Annotated in this window: 5 protein-coding genes; 4 read left to right on the top strand and 1 reads right to left on the bottom strand. The window is 70.6% G+C overall.

The window, feature by feature from the left end; all coding sequences use genetic code 11:
* A complete protein-coding gene (locus VMT40_RS02255) occupies nt 1-1,044 on the bottom strand; it encodes a nitronate monooxygenase (RefSeq protein WP_326356305.1) in 1,044 nt (347 codons plus the stop codon).
* Nucleotides 1,045-1,242: 198 nt separating this feature from the next.
* Between VMT40_RS02255 and VMT40_RS02250 the strand changes: the two genes are divergently transcribed.
* From VMT40_RS02250 to VMT40_RS02235, 4 genes are all read left to right on the top strand, one after another.
* Complete coding sequence (locus VMT40_RS02250; RefSeq protein ID WP_326356304.1) at nt 1,243-2,088, top strand: M23 family metallopeptidase; 846 nt, start codon at nt 1,243-1,245, stop codon at nt 2,086-2,088.
* A gap of 59 nt (nt 2,089-2,147) precedes the next feature.
* Entirely contained in the window at nt 2,148-3,128 is a 981-nt protein-coding gene (locus VMT40_RS02245) for a helix-turn-helix transcriptional regulator (RefSeq protein WP_326356303.1), read from the top strand.
* A 214-nt stretch (nt 3,129-3,342) separates the two neighbouring features.
* Nucleotides 3,343-10,689: an amino acid adenylation domain-containing protein gene (locus VMT40_RS02240; protein WP_442789887.1), complete on the top strand. Its 7,347-nt coding sequence runs from the start codon at nt 3,343-3,345 to the stop codon at nt 10,687-10,689.
* 261 nt (nt 10,690-10,950) lie between these two features.
* Nucleotides 10,951-18,297 (top strand): non-ribosomal peptide synthetase, encoded by a 7,347-nt coding sequence (locus VMT40_RS02235; protein ID WP_326356301.1) that lies wholly within the window; start codon nt 10,951-10,953, stop codon nt 18,295-18,297.
* The last annotated feature ends 113 nt before the right edge of the window (nt 18,298-18,410 follow it).

Here is an 18,410-nt window from a genome sequence, read left to right as displayed (position 1 = left end):
TCAATAACCCTGGATTCGCAGTGAAAGTGCCCGTTCCAGAGCAATTTTCGCATCCGCCGTCAGCTTGCGCACCAGCTCACCCGCCGGTAGCTCCGGGGCCAGCGAATGCGCCTGACCTGCCCAGAGATTCACTTCCTCGGCATTGCCCGCGGTGCGCGCGGCGGCGCGCAAAGGCCCGGTGGCGTAATGGATCTCGGGGTAGGCGGCGGGCGCGTCGAGATGCTCGACCATGAAGCGATTGCGCAGGCCGCGCGCGCGGCGCCCGGTGAAGGCGCGCGTCAGCATGGTGGGGGTGTCGGCGGCGATGGCCGCGCGCATGAACGGTGCGGTCCCGGCCTCGGGGCAGCGCAGGAACGCGGTGCCGACTTGCGCGGCCGAAGCACCGGCGGCCAGCGCCGCGGCGACCGCGGCACCGGTGGCGAGCCCGCCCGCCGCCACGATCGGCACCTCGACGGCCGCGCGCAGCAACTGCACCAGGGCCAGCACGCCCAGCGGATCGGCGAGATCGTCGGCCGGATCGTCAATGAAGGTCCCGCGATGCCCACCGGCCTCCGCGCCCTGCGCGACCAGCACGTCCGCGCCCGCCGCCACGGCCTGCCGGGCCTCGGCCACGGACGTGACCGTCACCCACACCTCGGAGCCCACCGCGTGCAACCGGGCGATCTCCGATGCCGTCGGACAGCCGAAGGTGCTCGACACCACCGCTACCGGCTCGGCGATGAGCAGGTCGAGTTTGGCGTCCCAGTCGTCGGTGTCGTGCTTGGCGTCGCCGACGGGGTAGTCGCGCGACAGCTCCTCTATATAGGGAGAGAACCGAGCGGTCGGGCTGGGCTCGGAGGGGTAGAAGAGGTTGACCCCGAACGGACGGGTGGTCAGAGCCCGGGTGGACTTGATGCGCGCCGCGAGCTCACCTGCGGGCAGATACCCGGCGGCGACGAAACCCAGCCCCCCGGCCTCGGACACGGCCGCGGCCAATTCCGGTGTCGAGGGCCCACCGGCCATGGGGGCAAGAACAACTGGCGTACCCAACTCGTCGAGAACCATGTCACAAGTGTGCCTCGTCGGTTACCTTTTGTGATCAAGGGTTCGAGTACTCGAGCTGGCGTTATCGCACAAAAGGTTGCGGAATGGTCACAACCGAGTACAGTTTCCGTCACAGCGATGCCGAATCGTTACCGGACCCACCGAACGCTAGGACTTGCAGTGCCGCACCACAGAACTACCGCGAACTCCGTAACAGTCATGGATTTGCTTGGTGATTCCGGTGCTGGCCGTGCTGGCACCCCGTCCCGTCGACGGCACCGGGCCGAACCCACCGCCACCGATCGCGTGAAGACCGCCGCGGGCGTGGCCGTCGCCGCCGGAGCCCTGATCGGCACCGCGACGCAGCTGGTCCCCGCCCTCGCGCACGCCGCCCCGCTCCTACCCAACCACGACGAGAAGCCGACCACCATCGGCGAGGACGTCGCCGCGACCGACCAGACGGCCCTGGAACTGAAGCAGGCCAAGCCGGACGCCGCCCCCGTCGCCGAGCACGCGCCGCAGGCGCAGGCCGTCGCGGCTACCACGCCGGATCCGGCCCCCTTCGGCCTGCAGAACCTGCCGCCGGAGATCTCCGCCCCGCTGCAGCAGGCCGAGCAGACCCTCAAAACCCTTCAGCAGCAGCTCAATCCGGGCCCGGGCGTGGTCAAGCCGGTCGACGGCCAGCTGACCTCCGGCTTCGGCATGCGCTGGGGCGCGATGCACTACGGCATCGACTTCGCCGACCCGATCGGCACCCCGATCCACTCCGTCATGGGCGGCACGGTCATCGATGCCGGTCCCGCCTCGGGCTTCGGCCTCTGGGTGCGCGTCAAGCAGGACGACGGCACCACCGCGGTCTACGGCCACGTCAACGACATGTACGTGACCACCGGCCAGCGCGTGAACACCGGCGATGTGATCGCCTCCGTGGGCAACCGCGGGAACTCCACCGGTCCCCATCTGCACCTCGAGATCTGGGACGCCGCCGACAACAAGATGGATCCGCTGCCATGGCTAGCCAGCAAGGGCGTTCTCATGCAGCAGCAGTGGGGACCGGACCAGTAGAGCGTTCACCGCTTCCCCCGACCGGACGTTTTCCGGACCGGCGCACGCCGGTGGGCGCGGTGACGACACTGGACGATCTCTTCGACCCGGCCTCGCTGCCCGGCCGCTGCTACGCCGTGCTCGTGCAGCATCCGCGCTCGACCGTGCCGGAAGTGGCCGAGCGCCTGGCCATTCCGCCGCGCGTGGCCGAGGCCGCGCTGGAGGCGCTGTGCCAGCTCGAGGCCGCGGTTCGCCTGACCGACGGCAAGGGCGTGGTGCGTTTCGACGCGCACGCCCCGGAAGCCTTGTCGGAGGCCGAGACTCGACGCCGCAATCAGGACATGCTGCGCATGCAGTCGGCCGCCGCGCGCCTGGGTGAGACCTTCCGCTCGGTGCGCCGCACCACCGATGCCGACGGCGCGGTGGTGGCGGTGTACGAACGTCGCCAGCTGCTGGCCGATTTCGAGGATCTGCAGCACACCGCGCACTCCTGCGTGAAGGTGGTGGAGCGCGGCCCGTTCCTCTCCGATGTGGAGACCGAGGAGCGGATGTTCGAGCTCAAGTCCTCGCGCATCCAGGCCGGAATCGACTACCGGACCCTGTATCAGGAGACCATCTACCAGGATCCGGAGCGGCTGCGGCACGTGCTGGCCACCAATGCGGTTGGCGCGCAGGCGCGTACGCTGCCCGATCCGCCCATGAAGCTGATCGTCGCCGACGACCGGCGCGCGGTGCTGGTGCTGCACACCGACGAACGCCGCGGCGATCCCATGGGTGTGCGCGTGGGCCCGTCGCCCACGCTGGACCTGCTGGTCAAGACCTTCGACGCGCTGTGGCTCATGGCGACGCCGATCTCGGTGAATCCCGCCGAGGCCCTGGACGAGCGCGACAAGGCGATCCTGACCCTCATGAGCATGGGCGCGACCGACGACACCATCGCCCGCCGCCTCGGCCTCTCGCGTCGAACGGTGGTGCGCCGCACCGCAAGTCTGCTCGAGCGCCTCGGCGCCAGCACCCGCTTCCAAGCGGGTGTGCAGGCGACACGCCGCGGCTGGCTGTAAACATCCTGTGGTCCAAGTCACTTCGTAGCAACAATCTTCGCTGCTCAGCGATAGTTGCGGTGTATGGCCGCTCGAGGCCGCTCGCGCGCCTCGATATGATCGAGTGATCCGCTGACCCTCTCGACGTCCCGGGAACAGACGTCACTTTTGTGGGGTTCGGTCGAAGTGTCTTCGGCCTGCGGAAAAGACGGACCCGAGAGGTGATTGCACGCGTATGGAGACTGCCCGCCGTTCTGCTCGCGGTACTCGTCGGCGTCGGTCCGGCAGCCCGCTCTTCGGACAGTTGCTCACCTCCGCCGTCGAATCGGCGGCCAATGTGACTGCGATTCGTTTCAACCCTACCGGTAATCCGGCCGACCAGCGAGAGATCAGCTACCGCGAACTCGACGCGCGGTCCTCGCGATTGGCCCGGGAGCTGATCGCGCGCGGGGTCGGGCCCGGTGACATGGTCGCCATCGGCATCACCCGCTCGATCGAGTCGGTGCTGTCGGTGTGGGCCATCGCCAAGACCGGCGCGGCGTACGTGCCCGTCGACCCGGCCTATCCGCCGGACCGCATCGAACACCTGCTCACCGATTCCGGCGCGGTGCTCGGCCTGACGACGCGGGAGTACCGCGGCGCGCTGGGCGACGCGGCCGAGTGGATCGAACTCGACGATCCGGCCCAGGCGCAGCGCATTGCCGCGCACCCGGACCACCCCATCTCCTACGCCGACCGCCTGGGCACGCTGACCGAACAGCACCCGGCCTACGTCATCTACACCTCCGGCTCGACCGGCAAGCCCAAGGGTGTGGTGGTCACCCACACCGGCCTGGCCGGGCTGGTGGCCGCCGAGCGCGAGCACTACGCGGTCACCCCCGAGTCGCGCGTGCTGCACGTCTGCTCGCCGAGCTTCGACGTCTCGGTGCTGGAATTGCTGCTGACCTTCACCGCGGGTGCGACCCTCGTCATCGCACCGGCCGGTGTCTTCGGCGGCGTGGAACTGGCCGAACTGCTGGGCCGCGAACGCGTCACGCACGTGCTGATCACGCCGGGCGCGCTGGAGTCGGTGGATCCGGCGGGATTGACCGAGCTGAGCACCGTCGTGGTCGCGGGCGACAAGTTCGGTCCCGAACTGGTGTCGCGCTGGGCCAGCGAGACCCGCTCCTTCTACAACGGCTACGGCCCCACCGAGGCCACCATTCTGGCCACCTCGAGCGCACCGCTGCTGCCGGGCGAGGCCATCACCATCGGCTCGGCGATTCCGGGAGTCGGTGCCTACGTGCTGGATTCGCGGCTGCGCCCGGTGCCGGACGGCGTCGTCGGCGAGCTCTACCTGTCGGGTCCCGCACTGGCACAGGGCTACAAGGGCCGCCCCGGCCTGACCTCGGAACGCTTCGTGGCCAGCCCCTTCGGCGAGGCGGCCGGTACCCCGGGCGCGCGGCTGTACCGCACCGGCGACCTGGTCCGCCGCACCCCCGCCGACGCCGACCGCCCGGGCATCATCGAGTACCTGGGTCGCTCCGACTTCCAGGTGAAGATCCGCGGCCTGCGCATCGAGCTGGGCGAGATCGACAATGCGCTGAGCGCGCACCCGGACGTGGATTTCGCTGCCACCCTGGGCAAGTCGCTGCCCTCGGGCGCGACCGCGCTGGTGTCCTACGTGCTGCCGCGGCCGGGCGCGAGCCTGGACACCGCGGCGCTGGCCGCCCACGTCGGCGAGTCGCTGCCCGCCTACATGGTGCCGTCCGCGATCGTGGTGCTCGACGAGATTCCGCTGACCCCGGTCGGCAAGCTGGATCGAAATGCCCTGCCGGAGCCCGTGTTCGCGGCCCGCGAGTTCCGCGCCCCCGCCACCCGGGCCGAGGAGCTCATCGCGGAAGTCTTCGCGGCCCTGCTGATTCCGGACAACCCGGAGGCGCGCGTGGGCGCGGACGACGACTTCTTCGAGCTCGGCGGCAACTCGCTGCTGGCGGCGCAGGCCGCCGCCCGCATCGGAACGGCGCTGGGCGTGCGGGTTCCGGTGCACGTGCTGTTCGCGGGCTCGACCGTGGCCGAGCTGGCGCGGGCGCTCGAGGGCGAAACCGCCCCGGCCGCAACCGGTCCGGCGCTGGGTACGCTGCCGCGCCCGGATCGGGTGCCGCTGTCGTTCGCACAGCAGCGCATGTGGTTCCTCAATCGTTTCGACCCGAACAGCGCCGTGGACAATATGCCGCTCGCGGTGCGGTTGTCCGGTGCGCTGGACGTGGATGCCATGCGGGCCGCCGCCGCGGATCTGGTCGCGCGCCACGAGGTGCTGCGCACCATCTACCCCGAGGTGGACGGCGAGGGCTTCCAGCAGGTGCTCTCGATCGAGAATCCGCGCGCGCTGCCGGAGCTGCCGGTGGTCGACGTCGACGCCGCCGAGGTCCCGGCCGCCGTGGCCGAGGTGGTCGGCACCGGCTTCGACGTGACCGCCGCGCCGCCGCTGCGGCTGCGCCTGCTGCGTCTCGCGCCCGACGAGCACGTGCTGGTCGCCGCGATCTATCACATTGCCGCCGACGGCGTTTCGATCGGCGTGCTGGCCCGCGACCTGGTCACCGCCTACGCCGAGCGGGTGCGCGGCGCGGTGCCGTCGTGGGCCCCGCTGCCGGTCCAGTACGCGGATTACGCGGTGTGGCAGCGGGAGTCGCTGGGCGGCGAGGACGATCCGGATTCGCCGCTGGCCCGCCAGATCGCCTACTGGCGCGCCGAGCTGGCCGACCTGCCCGATGAGCTGGTGCTGCCGTGGGATCGCCCGCGGCCCGCCGTCGCCTCCTATCGGGGCGGCACCCACGCCTTCCGCCTGGACGACGAGATCTACGCGGCCGCACGGCGATTCGCCGAAACCCACAACACCACGCTGTTCATGGTGGTGCACGCCGCGCTGGCGGTGCTGCTGGCGCGGCTGTCGGGCACCCGCGACATCGCCATCGGCACCCCGGTGGCCGGGCGCGGCGAGGCCGAACTCGACGACCTCATCGGCATGTTCGTCAACACCCTGGTGCTGCGCACCGACATCGACCCGGCCGCCTCCTTCGCGGACCTGGTGGGCGCGGTGCGCGAGACCGACGTGCGCGCCTTCGGCCACGCCGACGTGCCGTTCGAGCGCCTGGTGGAACTGCTGGACCCGGCCCGCTCGCAGGCCCGCAATCCGCTGTTCCAGGTCATGCTGACCTTCCAGAACATGGCACCGACCCGCCTGGAGCTGCCCGGGCTCACGGTGGCGGGCGCGGACCTGGAGATCCCCTTCGCCAAGTTCGATCTGCAGCTCACCCTGCAGGAATCGCACGACGAACAGGGCGACGCGACCGCCATGGCCGCCGAATTCTCCTACGCCACCGACCTTTTCGACCCGGCCACGGTCGCCGAGCTGGCGGCCCGCTTCCAGCGCGTGCTGGCCGCGGTGACCGCCGCCCCGACCGCGCCGGTCGGGGATCTCCCGCTGTTCTCGGCGGGGGAGCGGCAGCGGGTGCTGGGCGACTGGAACGCCACCGCCTTCGATGTGGCGGGCACACTGCCGGAAGGCGATGCGGCGACCCTGGTTTCGCGTTTCGAGGCGCAGGTCGCGGCGACCCCCGACGCCGTCGCGCTGGTCTTCGAGGGTGAGACCCTCACCTACCGCGAGCTGTCCGAGCGTGCCAATCGCCTGGCCCGCGAACTCATCATGAACGGCTACGGCGCGGGACCGGAATCGCTGGTGGCGCTGGCCATGCGGCGGTCGGTCGAGTTGGTGGTCGCCATGTACGCGGTGCTGAAGACCGGTGCGGCCTATGTGCCACTGGACCCGGACCAGCCGATCGAACGCAATGGCCACATTCTCGACACCGCGCAGCCTCGCATGATCCTGACCACCGAGCGGGACGGGTTCTCCTCGGGCGGCCGGGAGCTGACGCTGCTGTGGGTGGAGCAGCTCGAAGACGTTGCGCTGCAACGGCACAGCGGTGCCCCGATCACCGATGCCGAGCGGATCGCGCCGCTGCGGGCGGCGAACACGGCCTACGTCATCTTCACCTCGGGTTCGACCGGACGGCCCAAGGGCGTCGCGGTATCGCACGCCGCGATCGTCAACCGCCTGGTGTGGATGCAGCACGAGTACCCGCTGACCGCGGATGACGCGGTGCTGCAGAAGACCCCGGCCACCTTCGACGTGTCGGTGTGGGAGTTCTTCTGGCCCTTGCAGACCGGCGCGCGCCTGGTGGTCGCCAAGCCCGACGGGCATCGCGATCCGGTGTATCTGGCGCAGATCATCGCCGAACAGCGCATCACCACGGCGCATTTCGTGCCGTCCATGCTGTCGGCCTTCGTGGCCACGCTCGACAACGACAGCGAGCTGGCGGACGCGGGTCGCGGTCTGCGGCAGGTGTTCGCGTCCGGTGAGGCCCTGCCCGCGCCGACCGCGCGCCAGTTGCGCGCGCTGACCGGTGCCCGACTGCACAATCTGTACGGCCCCACCGAAGCCGCGGTCGACGTCACCTACCACGAGGCGACCGACGCGGACACCGTGTCGATGCCGATCGGTCGGCCGGTCTTCAATACCCGTGTCTACGTGCTGGATTCACGACTCAACCCGGTGCCGGTGGGCGTCGCGGGTGAGCTGTACCTGGCGGGCGTGCAGCTGGCGCGCGGATATGTCGAGCGGCCCGACCTGACCGCCGACCGCTTCGTCGCCGACCCGTTCGGGACCGGCGAACGCCTCTACCGCACGGGCGATCTCGTGAAGTGGACGGCCGAGGGCGAGCTGGAGTACTTGGGCCGCACCGACTTCCAGGTGAAGCTGCGCGGTCTGCGCATCGAGCTCGGGGAGATCGAGGCGGCACTGCTGGCCCAGCCGGGTGTCGCGCAGTCGGTCGTGGTGGTGCGCGCCGACGCGCACACCGGTGATCAGCTGGTCGGCTACGTGGCGTCCACGGATGCCGAGGTCACCGCCGACACCCTGAAGAGCGCTCTGGCGCAGGCACTTCCGGCGTACATGGTGCCGACGGCGATCGTTGTGCTGGACGAGTTCCCGCTCAATGCCTCGGGCAAGCTGGACCGCAAGGCGCTGCCCGCCCCGGTCTTCGAGACCAAGTCCTTCCGCGCTCCGTCGACGCCGATCGAGGAGATCGTGGCGGGGGTGTTCGCCGATCTGCTCGGCGCGGATCGCGTCGGTGCCGACGACGACTTCTTCGAGCTCGGCGGCAACTCCTTGATCGCCACCCGCGCGGTGTCCCGCATCAACGCCGCCCTGGACACCACCGTCGCCGTGCGTGAACTCTTCGAGACCGCAACGGTTTCCGGCCTCGCGGCGCGCATCGTGCCGGGCACCGGCGCGGTCGCGCGTCCGCCGCTGGTGGCGGGGGAGCGTCCGGCGCGCATCCCGTTGTCGCTGGCCCAGCAGCGCATGTGGGTGCTCAACCAGTTGGATCCGGAGTCCCCGGCCTACAACATCCCCATGGTCATTCGCCTGACCGGCGCACTCGACGTGCCCGCCCTGCGGCACGCCGTCGAGGATGTCCTGACCCGGCACGAGGTGTTGCGCACCCGCTACCCGGAGTCGGCCCCGGGCGCACCCGCCTACCAGGAGATCCTCTCGGTCGCCGACGCGCTGCCGGGCGGTCTGGAGCTGGAACGCGCCGCCGATATCGGCGCCCGCGTCGCCGAGCTGGTCGGCACCGGATTCGATGTGGCCCAACGGGTTCCGGTGCGCATCCGCCTGATCAGCGGCGACGATCCGGACGACTACCTGCTGGTCCTGGTGGCCCACCACATCGCGGCCGACGGCGCGTCCATGGCCCCGCTGGCCCGGGACCTGATGACGGCGTACCTGGCGCACGCCGCCGGAACGGCCCCGGCCTGGACGCCGCTGGCGGTGCAGTACGCCGACTACGCGGTCTGGCAGCGCGCGGCACTCGGCCTCGAGGAGGACGAGAACTCCGCCGCCGCGGCACAACTGGACTACTGGCGCGAACAGCTGGCCGGACTGCCGGTCCGCCCGCTGCTGCCGCTGGACCGCCCGCGTCCCGCCGCGTCCGCCATGCGCGGCGCGCTGCTGGACTACACCCTCCCGGCCGAGGTGCACGCGGGCCTGAATCGCCTTGCGCGCCAGCACAATGCCTCGCTGTTCATGGTGGTGCACGCCGCCGTGGCGGCCTGGCTCGCGCGCCTGTCGGGCAGCGCGGACGTCGTGCTCGGCACGGCGGTCGCCGGTCGTGGCGAGCGCGCGCTGGACGATCTGGTCGGCATGTTCGTCAACACCCTCACCCTGCGCACCCAGGTCGATGTGTCCGCGCCGTTCGACGATCTGGTCGAGCGGGCCCGCGAGACCGACCTGTCGGCCTTCGCGCACGCGGACATCCCGTTCGAGCGGGTCGCGGAGATCGCGGCACCCGGCCGCACCCCCGCGAATCCGCTGCTGCAGGTGGTGCTCTCGCTGCAGAACACCGAGACCCCGGTGCTGGAACTGCCGGGCCTCACCGTCGCCGCGGTCGAGACCGACCTGGCCACGGCCAAGTTCGACCTGCAGATCAGTGTCGAACCGCGCCCCGGCGTGGACGGCGCGGCGGGCGAGCTGGCCGTGATCCTCAACTACGACACCGAGCTGTTCGAGGAGTCCTCCATGGACTCCTTCGGCCGGGCGCTGGAGCGGGTGCTCACCGCGGTCGCCGCGGATCCGCACCTGCCGGTCGGCGATATCGTGCTGCTGGACGAGGCGGAATCGACCGCGGTGCACGCGCTTTCGCAGCCCGCGCCGGAGCCCGCCGGGGTCGGCGTGCGCGGTGCCGCCCTGGCCCAGGTGCTCACCACCGCGGCCGAGGACGATCCGGAGGGCCCGGCCCTGGTCTGGGGCGAGCAGACCCTGACCTACCAGGAACTCGACGCGCGCTCGTCGCGCCTGGCCCGGGTGCTCATCGCCCGCGGCAGCGGTCCGGGCACGGGTGTCGTGCTGCGACTGGACCGCGGCGTGGATCAGGTCGTCGCGGTGTGGGCGGTGCTGAAGGCGGGCACCATGGTGGTCCCGCTCGCCTCCGCCGAGGCCCCGGGGCAGGACGTGAAGGTCGGCATCACCGTCGGCATCGCACCCGAATCCGTGGGCGGTGTGGAGTGGCTGGTCCTCGACGATCCGGAGACGGCGGCCGAGATCGCGGCCGAGTCGGCGCGACCGGTCACCTACGCCCATCGAATTCGCGCGCTGCGTGGCGACGATCTGGCCCGGGTGGCGGCCGACGGCGAACTCACCTACGACGGCCTGGCCGCCGTGGTGGATCGGGCCCGCGGCCTGGACCTCACCTTCGAATCCCGCACCTTCCACCACGGCGCGGCCGACACCGCGCTGGCCATGATCGAGGTGGTGGCCGCCGGTGCGGTCGGCGCGTCGGTGGTGCTGGTGGATCCGGAGTCGGGTGCGGACCTGTCCGAGGCCCTCGCCGAGGAGTGGGTCACCCACGTCTTCGCCGAGCACGACCGGTTGGGCGAGCTGAATCCCGCTCCGCTCGAGGATCTTCGCGCCCTGGTGCTGGACGCTCCCACCCCCGCCGCCGAGCGGTGGTCGGAGTCCGCCACCGTGCTGGTGCTGCCCGAATAGGCGGTCCCGAAGCCGCTTCTCGCGCCGCCGGATTCACCTCCCGGCGGCGCGATCCATAGCTATTCTCAATAGCTATGGCGCGGCTCACATGCTGCAACGCCGCGACCGGAGCCGCGATAGTCCCTTCCAGTTCGAGCCGCCGCACCAGCCGTCCGCGGATATGCTGTGCCGGTTCGCCCGGCCGCGCGGTCTGGTCGGGTTCGGGCTGGTCGAGATGTCTCGACACGTGTGGACTGCTGTACCTGTGAGGTGAACAACAAGATGGATACTGCTCGCAGATCAGCTCGCGGTGGTCGCCGTCGCCGTTCCGGCAGCCCATTCTTCGGGCAACTGCTCACCGCCGCAGTGGAATCCGCGGCCGATGCCGTGGCCGTCAGCTTCAACCCGACCGGAGTGCCCGGGGATCTGCGCGAGCTCACCTATCGCGAGCTCGACGAACAGTCCTCGCAGGTGGCGCGCGAACTCATCGCCCTGGGTGTCGGCCCCGGCGATGTGGTGGCCATGGGCATTGCCCGCTCGATCGAATCGGTGCTGGCCATGTGGGCCATCGTCAAGACCGGTGCCACGTATCTGCCGGTGGATCCGACCTATCCGCCGGATCGGATCGAGCACATGCTCACCGATTCCGGCGCGAAATTCGGCGTCACCCTGGCGGCCCACCGCCCCGGGCTGGGCACCGCCGCCTACTGGATCGAACTCGACGATCCGGCCCGCGCCGACCGCATCGCCGACCGGCCCGCCCACCCCATCTCCTACGCCGACCGCACCCGGCCGCTGACCGAACAGCACCTGGCCTACGTCATCTACACCTCCGGTTCCACCGGAAAACCCAAGGGCGTGGCCATCACCCACGCGGGCCTGGCCGGACTGGCCGCACGCCGGGAAAGCCGTGCGGTGACCGGGGATTCGCGCATCACCCAGCTGACCACCCCCAGCTTCGACTTCTCCATCGTCGAGATGCTGTACGCGTTCAGCGCGGGCGCGACGCTAGTCGTGGTCCCGCCGGATGTCTTCGGCGGCCCGGAGCTGTCCGAACTGCTGCGCCGCGAGCGGGTCACCCACATCTGCATCACCCCGGCGGTGCTGGAATCGCTGGATCCGGCCGTGCCGCAGGACCTGCAGGCGATCATGTGCGGCGGTGAACGGGTACCGCCCGCGCTGGTGGACCGCTGGATCACCCCCGAGCGCGACTTCTACATCGAATACGGACCCACCGAGGTCACCGCGCTCTCGACCGGCACCGCGCCCCTCGCACCGGGCGGCGGCACCCACATCGGCACCCTGCTGCCGGGCATCGGCGCGTACGTGCTGGACGCCGGGCTGCGGCCGGTGCCGCCGGGTGTGGTCGGCGAGCTGTATCTGGCGGGCCCGGCCCTGGCCGAGGGCTATCTGAACCGGCCCGCGTTGACGGCCGAGCGTTTTGTCGCCAGCCCGTACGGCGAACCCGGACAGCGCCTGTACCGGACCGGTGACCTCGTCAAACGCCTGGAGAACGGCAACTTCGAGCACCACGGCCGGACCGACTTCCAGGTCAAGATCCGCGGCCTGCGCATCGAACTCGGGGAGATCGACAGCGCCTTCGTCGGGCACCCGGACGTGGATTTCGCGGTCACCCTCGGCACCACGCTGCCCACCGGTGCGGCCGCCCTGGTCACCTATGTGCTGCCGTCGCCCGGAAAGCGTTTGGACACCGCGGAATTGGCGTCCTTCGCCGGAGAATCCCTGCCCGCGTACATGGTTCCGGCCGCCATCATGGTGCTCGACGAGATCCCGCTGACCCCGGTCGGCAAGGTGGATCGCGAGCGGCTCCCGGAACCGGTGTTCACCGGCAAGACATTCAAGGCACCCGCCACACCGGCCGAACAGGCTGTGGCCGAGGTGTTCTCGGGCCTGCTCACGCCGCCGGGCGCGGAGCCGCTGCCGGTGGGCTCCGACGACGACTTCTTCGAACTGGGCGGCAATTCGCTGCTGGCCACCCAGGCGGTCGCCCGAATCGGGACGGCGCTGGGCACCCGGGTCCCGGTGCGCGTGCTCTTCGAGGCGTCCACGGTCGCCGACCTGGCCCGACTGGTCACCGGCGAGGTCGCGGCCGACAATGCCACACCCGCGCTGACCGCCGGACCGCGACCCGACCGGGTGCCGCTGTCCTACGCGCAGCAGCGCATGTGGTTCCTCAATCGCTTCGATCCGAACAGCGCGGTCGACAATGTGCCGCTCGCGGTGCGGCTGTCCGGCGACCTGGACCTCGAGGCGCTGCGCGCGGCCGTCCGCGACCTGGTGGAACGGCACGAGGTGCTGCGCACCGTCTACCCCGAGGTGGACGGCGAGGGCTACCAGCAGGTGCTGCCGCTCACCGATGAGCGTGCGGTGCCGGACCTTTCGGTCGAGGACGTCGACGCGGACACCGTGACCGCCCGGGTCATGGCCCTGGGCGGCGCGGGCTTCGACGTCACCGCCGCCCCGCCGATTCGGCTGGCGGTGCTGCGGCTCGCGCCCGGCGAACAGGTGCTGGTGTGCGTGGTCCACCACATCGCCGCCGACGGCTTCTCCATGGGGCCGTTCATTCGGGATCTGGTGAGCGCCTACGTGTCTCGCGGTTCGGGCACCGTGCCGCAGTGGCGGCCGCTGCCGGTGCAGTACGCCGACTACACCCTGTGGCAGCGCACGGTACTGGGGTCCGAGGACGACGAGAACTCCACGCTGGCACGGCAGATCGCGTTCTGGCGCGAAACCCTGGCCGACCTGCCCGACGAACTGGTGCTGCCGTCGGATCGGCCGCGCCCGCCGGTCGCCTCCTATCGGGGCGGAACGTTCCGCTTCGAACTGGATGACGCCGTGTACGCGGGGGTGCGCGGGCTCGCGCGCGGCAGCAACGGCACCACGTTCATGGTGGTGCACGCCGCGCTGGCCGTGCTGCTGGCGTCGCTCTCCGGCACCCGGGACATCGCGATCGGCACCCCGGTGGCGGGCCGCGGCTACGCCGAACTCGACGATCTCATCGGCATGTTCGTCAATACCCTGGTGCTGCGCGCCGATGTCGATCCCGCGCTCGGCTTCACCGAATTGCTGGGCCGGGTCCGCGAATCGGATGTGCGCGCCTTCGGCCACGCCGACGTGCCCTTCGAACGCCTGGTGGACCTGCTCGAACCCGCCCGCTCGCAGGCTCGCAATCCACTGTTCCAGGTCATGCTGTCGTTCCAGAACCTGGCCCCGACGGAATTCCGACTACCCGGCCTCACCGTCTCCGGTGCGGACCTCGAGGTGCCCTTCGCCAAGTTCGACTTCCAGCTCACCGTGCAGGAAACGGTGGACGAGCGCGGCGACGGCACCGGCATGGCCGCCGAATTCTCCTATGCCACGGATCTTTTCGACGAGCCGACCATCGCCTCCTTCGCTCGCCGCTTCGCGCGGGTGCTGGAGCTGGTCGCCGCCGATCCCGATGCCCCGGTCGGCGATCTCGACCTGCTTTCCGCCGCGGAGCGGCACCGGGTCCTGACCGACTGGAACGACACCGAATTCGATGTGCGCACCGCGGTCGGCCTGCCGGAAGGCATTGTGCCGACCCTGGTTTCGATGTTCGAGGCCCAGGTGGCCGAGACCCCGGAGGCGGTGGCGCTGGTCTTCGACGACGAGCGCCTCACCTATCGGGAACTGGCGCAGCGCTCCCGCCGACTGGCCCGCGAGCTCATGGACGGCTACGGCGTCGGACCGGAAACCCTGGTGGCCCTGGCCATTCGGCGCTCCACCGAACTCGTGGTGGCCATGTACGCGGTCCTGCAGACCGGGGCGGCGTACGTGCCGCTGGATCCGGAACAGCCCATCGACCGCAATGAGCACATTCTCGACACCGCCCGGCCCCGGCTGGCGCTGACCACCTGGCGCGACGGCTTCGGCAGCGGCTCCGGCATCCCGACCCTGTTCGTCGAGGAGGTCGAGGAGCTCGCGCGGACCCGCCGGGCCGCCGGGCCGATCACGAATGCCGAACGGCCGCATCCCTTGCGCGCCGAGCACACCGCCTATGTGCTGTTCACCTCGGGATCGACCGGGCGGCCGAAGGGCGTCGCCGTCTCGCACGCCGCGATCGTGAACCGCCTGGTGTGGATGCAGGCGCAATACCGGCTGAGCTACGCCGATGTCGTGTTGCAGAAGACCCCCGCCACCTTCGACGTGTCGGTGTGGGAGTTCTTCTGGCCCTTGCAGACCGGCGCACGGCTGGTGGTCGCCAAGCCGGACGGGCACCGCGATCCGATCTACCTGGCGCGGGTCATTGCCGAACACGGCGTCACCACGGCGCATTTCGTGCCGTCCATGCTCGCGGTCTTCCTGTCCGCGCTCGGCGGTGAGATCGCGCCCGGCGAACTCGCGCTGCGGCAGGTGTTCGCCTCCGGTGAGGCGCTACCCGCGCCGACCGCCCAGCGACTGCGCGAGCTGACCGGCGCGCGGCTGCACAACCTGTACGGACCCACCGAGGCCGCGGTCGACGTCACCTATCACGAGGTCACCGATGCCGACACCGTGTCGGTGCCGATCGGGCGGCCGGTGTTCAATACCCGCCTGTACGTGCTGGATTCGCGGCTGCGGCCGGTCGCGCCGGGTATCGCCGGTGAGCTGTACCTGGCCGGTGACCAGCTCGCCACCGGCTATGTGGCCCGCCCGGATCTGACCGCGGATCGCTTCGTGGCCGACCCGTTCGGCGACGGCGACCGCATATACCGCACCGGCGACCTGGTGAAGTGGACGGCCGAGGGCGAGCTGGAGTACCTGGGCCGCACCGACTTCCAGGTGAAATTGCGTGGTCTGCGCATCGAGCTCGGTGAGATCGAGGCGGCGCTGCTCGCCCGACCGGGCATCGCGCAGTCGGTGGTCGTGGTGCGCGCCGACGCGCACGCCGGTGATCAGCTGGTGGCCTATGTGGTCGGTGAGCCCGCCGTCGAACTCGACCTCGCGGAGGTGAAAGCCGCACTGGCGCAGTCGCTTCCGGCGTACATGGTGCCGTCGGCGATCGTGGTGTTGGATGAGTTCCCGCTCAATGCCTCGGGCAAGTTGGACCGTAAGGCGCTGCCCGCCCCGGTCTTCGAAGCCAAGTCGTTCCGTGCTCCCTCGACGCCGATCGAGGAGATCGTGGCGGGGGTGTTCGCGGATCTGCTCGGTGCCGAGCGGGTCGGTGCCGACGACGACTTCTTCGAGCTGGGCGGCAATTCACTGATCGCGACCCGTGCCGTATCGCGCATCAACGAGGCCCTCGAGACGACCGTCGCGGTGCGTGAGCTCTTCGAGACCGCAACGGTTTCCGGCTTGGCCGCACGCATTGTGCCGGGCACGGCCGCGGGCGCGCGCCCGCCCTTGGTGGCGGGGGAGCGTCCGGCGCGGATTCCGTTGTCGCTGGCGCAGCAGCGCATGTGGGTGCTCAACCAGTTGGATCCGGAGTCCCCGGCCTACAACATCCCCATGGTCATTCGTCTGACCGGCGCACTCGACGTGCCCGCGCTGGCGCAGGCCGTCGAGGACATCCTCACCCGGCACGAGGTGCTGCGCACCCGCTACCCGGAATCCGGTCCCGGCGGTGCGCCCTATCAGGAGATCCTCTCCGTCGCCGACGCGCTGCCGGGCGGGCTCGAGATCGAGCGCGCCCACGACATCGGCGCACGGGTGCGGGAGCTGGTGCTCACCGGATTCGATGTGGCACAACGGGTTCCGGTGCGGCTGCGACTGCTCACCGGTGACGCGCCCGACGACTATCTGCTCATCCTGGTGGCCCATCACATCGCCGCCGACGGCGCATCCTTCGCGCCGCTGGCCCGGGACCTGATGACCGCGTACCTATCGCGCGCCGAGGGCGAAACCCCGAGCTGGGCACCGCTTCCCGTGCAGTACGCCGACTTCGCGCTCTGGCAGCGCGCCGTGATCGGGTCCGAGGACGACGAGAACTCCACGGCCGCCGCGCAGCTCGACTACTGGCGCGCACAGCTCGCGAATCTGCCCGCGCGCCAGCCATTGCCGCTGGATCGACCCCGCCCGGCGGTGCCGTCCATGGCGGGCGCGCTCGTCGACACGGTGGTGCCCGCCGACATCCACGCGGAACTGAATCGCATTGCGCGACGGCACAATGCGTCGCTGTTCATGGTGATGCACGCCGCGGTCGCGGTACTGCTGGCCCGCATGTCCGGCAGCGCCGACATCACCATCGGCACCGCCGTCGCGGGTCGCGGCGAACGGGTCCTCGACGGCTTGGTCGGCATGTTCGTGAACACCCTCGCCCTGCGCACCGCCGTCGACACCGCGGCCTCCTTCGACCAGGTGGTGGCCGCCGCCCGCGAAACCGATCTGTCCGCCTTCGCCCACGCCGATGTGCCCTACGAGCGGGTGGCCGAATTGGCCGCACCGGGCCGCGGTCCGGGCGATCCGCTGCTGCAGGTGGTGCTGGCACTGCAGAACAACGAGGTGGCCGCCCTCGAACTGCCCGGGCTGACGGTGTCCGCCGTGGACGCGGATCTGGCCGCCGCCAAGTTCGATCTGCAGATCTCGGTCGAGCCCGGCCCGCCCGCCGCCGACGGCGGTCCCGGCGACCTGGCCGTCGTCTTCGCCTACGCCACCGAACTGTTCGACGAGGCCACCATCGAGGCGCTGGGCGCGCGACTGCTGCGCATTCTGGCTGCCGTCACCCGCGACTCGCATATTCCGGTGGGCGACATCGACATTCTGGACCCGGCCGAGCGCGCCCGGTCCCTGCCCGCACCCACGCCGGTGTCGACCGCCGCCGTCCGCGGCACCGCCCTGCCGCAGTCGCTGACGGCCACGGTCGAGGACGACCCCGACGGTCCGGCCCTGGTGTGGGGCGAGGAGACGGTGTCCTACCGCGATCTCGACGCCCGCTCCTCCCGCCTGGCCCGCTTCCTGATCGGACGCGGCTGCGGACCCGGCACCGGTGTGGCGGTCCGCTTCGACCGCGGTGTCGACCTGGTCGTGGCCACCTGGGCCGTGCTCAAGGCCGGTGCCGCCGTCATCGCCCTGGCCGCCCTGGACCGGCTGCCACCGAGCGAACTCGACGTGAAACTCGGCCTGACCACCGGACTTCCGATCGCCGTGCCCGGCATCGACTGGCTGGCCGTGGACGATCCGGCCGTGGCCGCCGAGATCGCCACCGAATCCGCGCGGCCGGTGACCTACGCCCACCGGACCCGGGCGCTGCGCGGCGCGGACATAGCGTTCGCCGCACCCGGCCGGGGGTCGCTGAGCTACGACGCGGTGGCGGAACTGGCCGAACGGGTCCGCGTCGAGACGGAGCTGACCTTCGAATCCCGCACGTACCACCTGACTTCCGCGGATCACCCGTTCGTGGTGCTGGAGGCCATCGCCGCGGGCGGGGTCGGGGCGTCAATGGTCCTGACGGACTCGGAATCCGATCTCACCGACACCCTCGCCGAGGAATGGGTCACCCACCTCTTCGCCGAACGCGGCCGCCTGGACGGGCTGGATCCCGCCGACCTCGATGATCTCGCGGCCGTCGTGGTGGAAGGCCGCGGTGCGGTGGCGAATAGCGGTGCGGTCCCGGCGCAGTGGTCGGGCCGCACCGTCCTCACCCTTCCCGGAGCCGCCGACGCCCGATGAGGACCGGGTAAATTGCCCGGAGTGGCTCTCCCGCCCGCAGGACTGAATACTCCTTGAGGGAAGCGCCGCGCGACCCCGCCTCGGGGCCGAGCACTCGGCCCCGCGAACGCGTG

Origin of the sequence: Nocardia sp. CDC160, assembly GCF_035818795.1 — a bacterium.
Taxonomy (GTDB): Bacteria; Actinomycetota; Actinomycetes; order Mycobacteriales; family Mycobacteriaceae; genus Nocardia.
The sequence above is the reverse complement of the archived record's forward strand: the minus strand, read 5'-3'. Positions and strand labels throughout refer to the sequence as shown.

What these genes read in the sequence shown, in the direction of transcription:
- VMT40_RS02235 (WP_326356301.1), top strand. Translation starts at nt 10,951, where the DNA reads ATGGATACTGCTCGCAGATCAGCTCGCGGTGGTCGCCGTCGCCGTTCC.
- VMT40_RS02250 (WP_326356304.1), top strand. Translation starts at nt 1,243, where the DNA reads ATGGATTTGCTTGGTGATTCCGGTGCTGGCCGTGCTGGCACCCCGTCC.
- VMT40_RS02240 (WP_442789887.1), top strand. Translation starts at nt 3,343, where the DNA reads ATGGAGACTGCCCGCCGTTCTGCTCGCGGTACTCGTCGGCGTCGGTCC.
- VMT40_RS02255 (WP_326356305.1), bottom strand. Translation starts at nt 1,044, where the DNA reads ATGGTTCTCGACGAGTTGGGTACGCCAGTTGTTCTTGCCCCCATGGCC.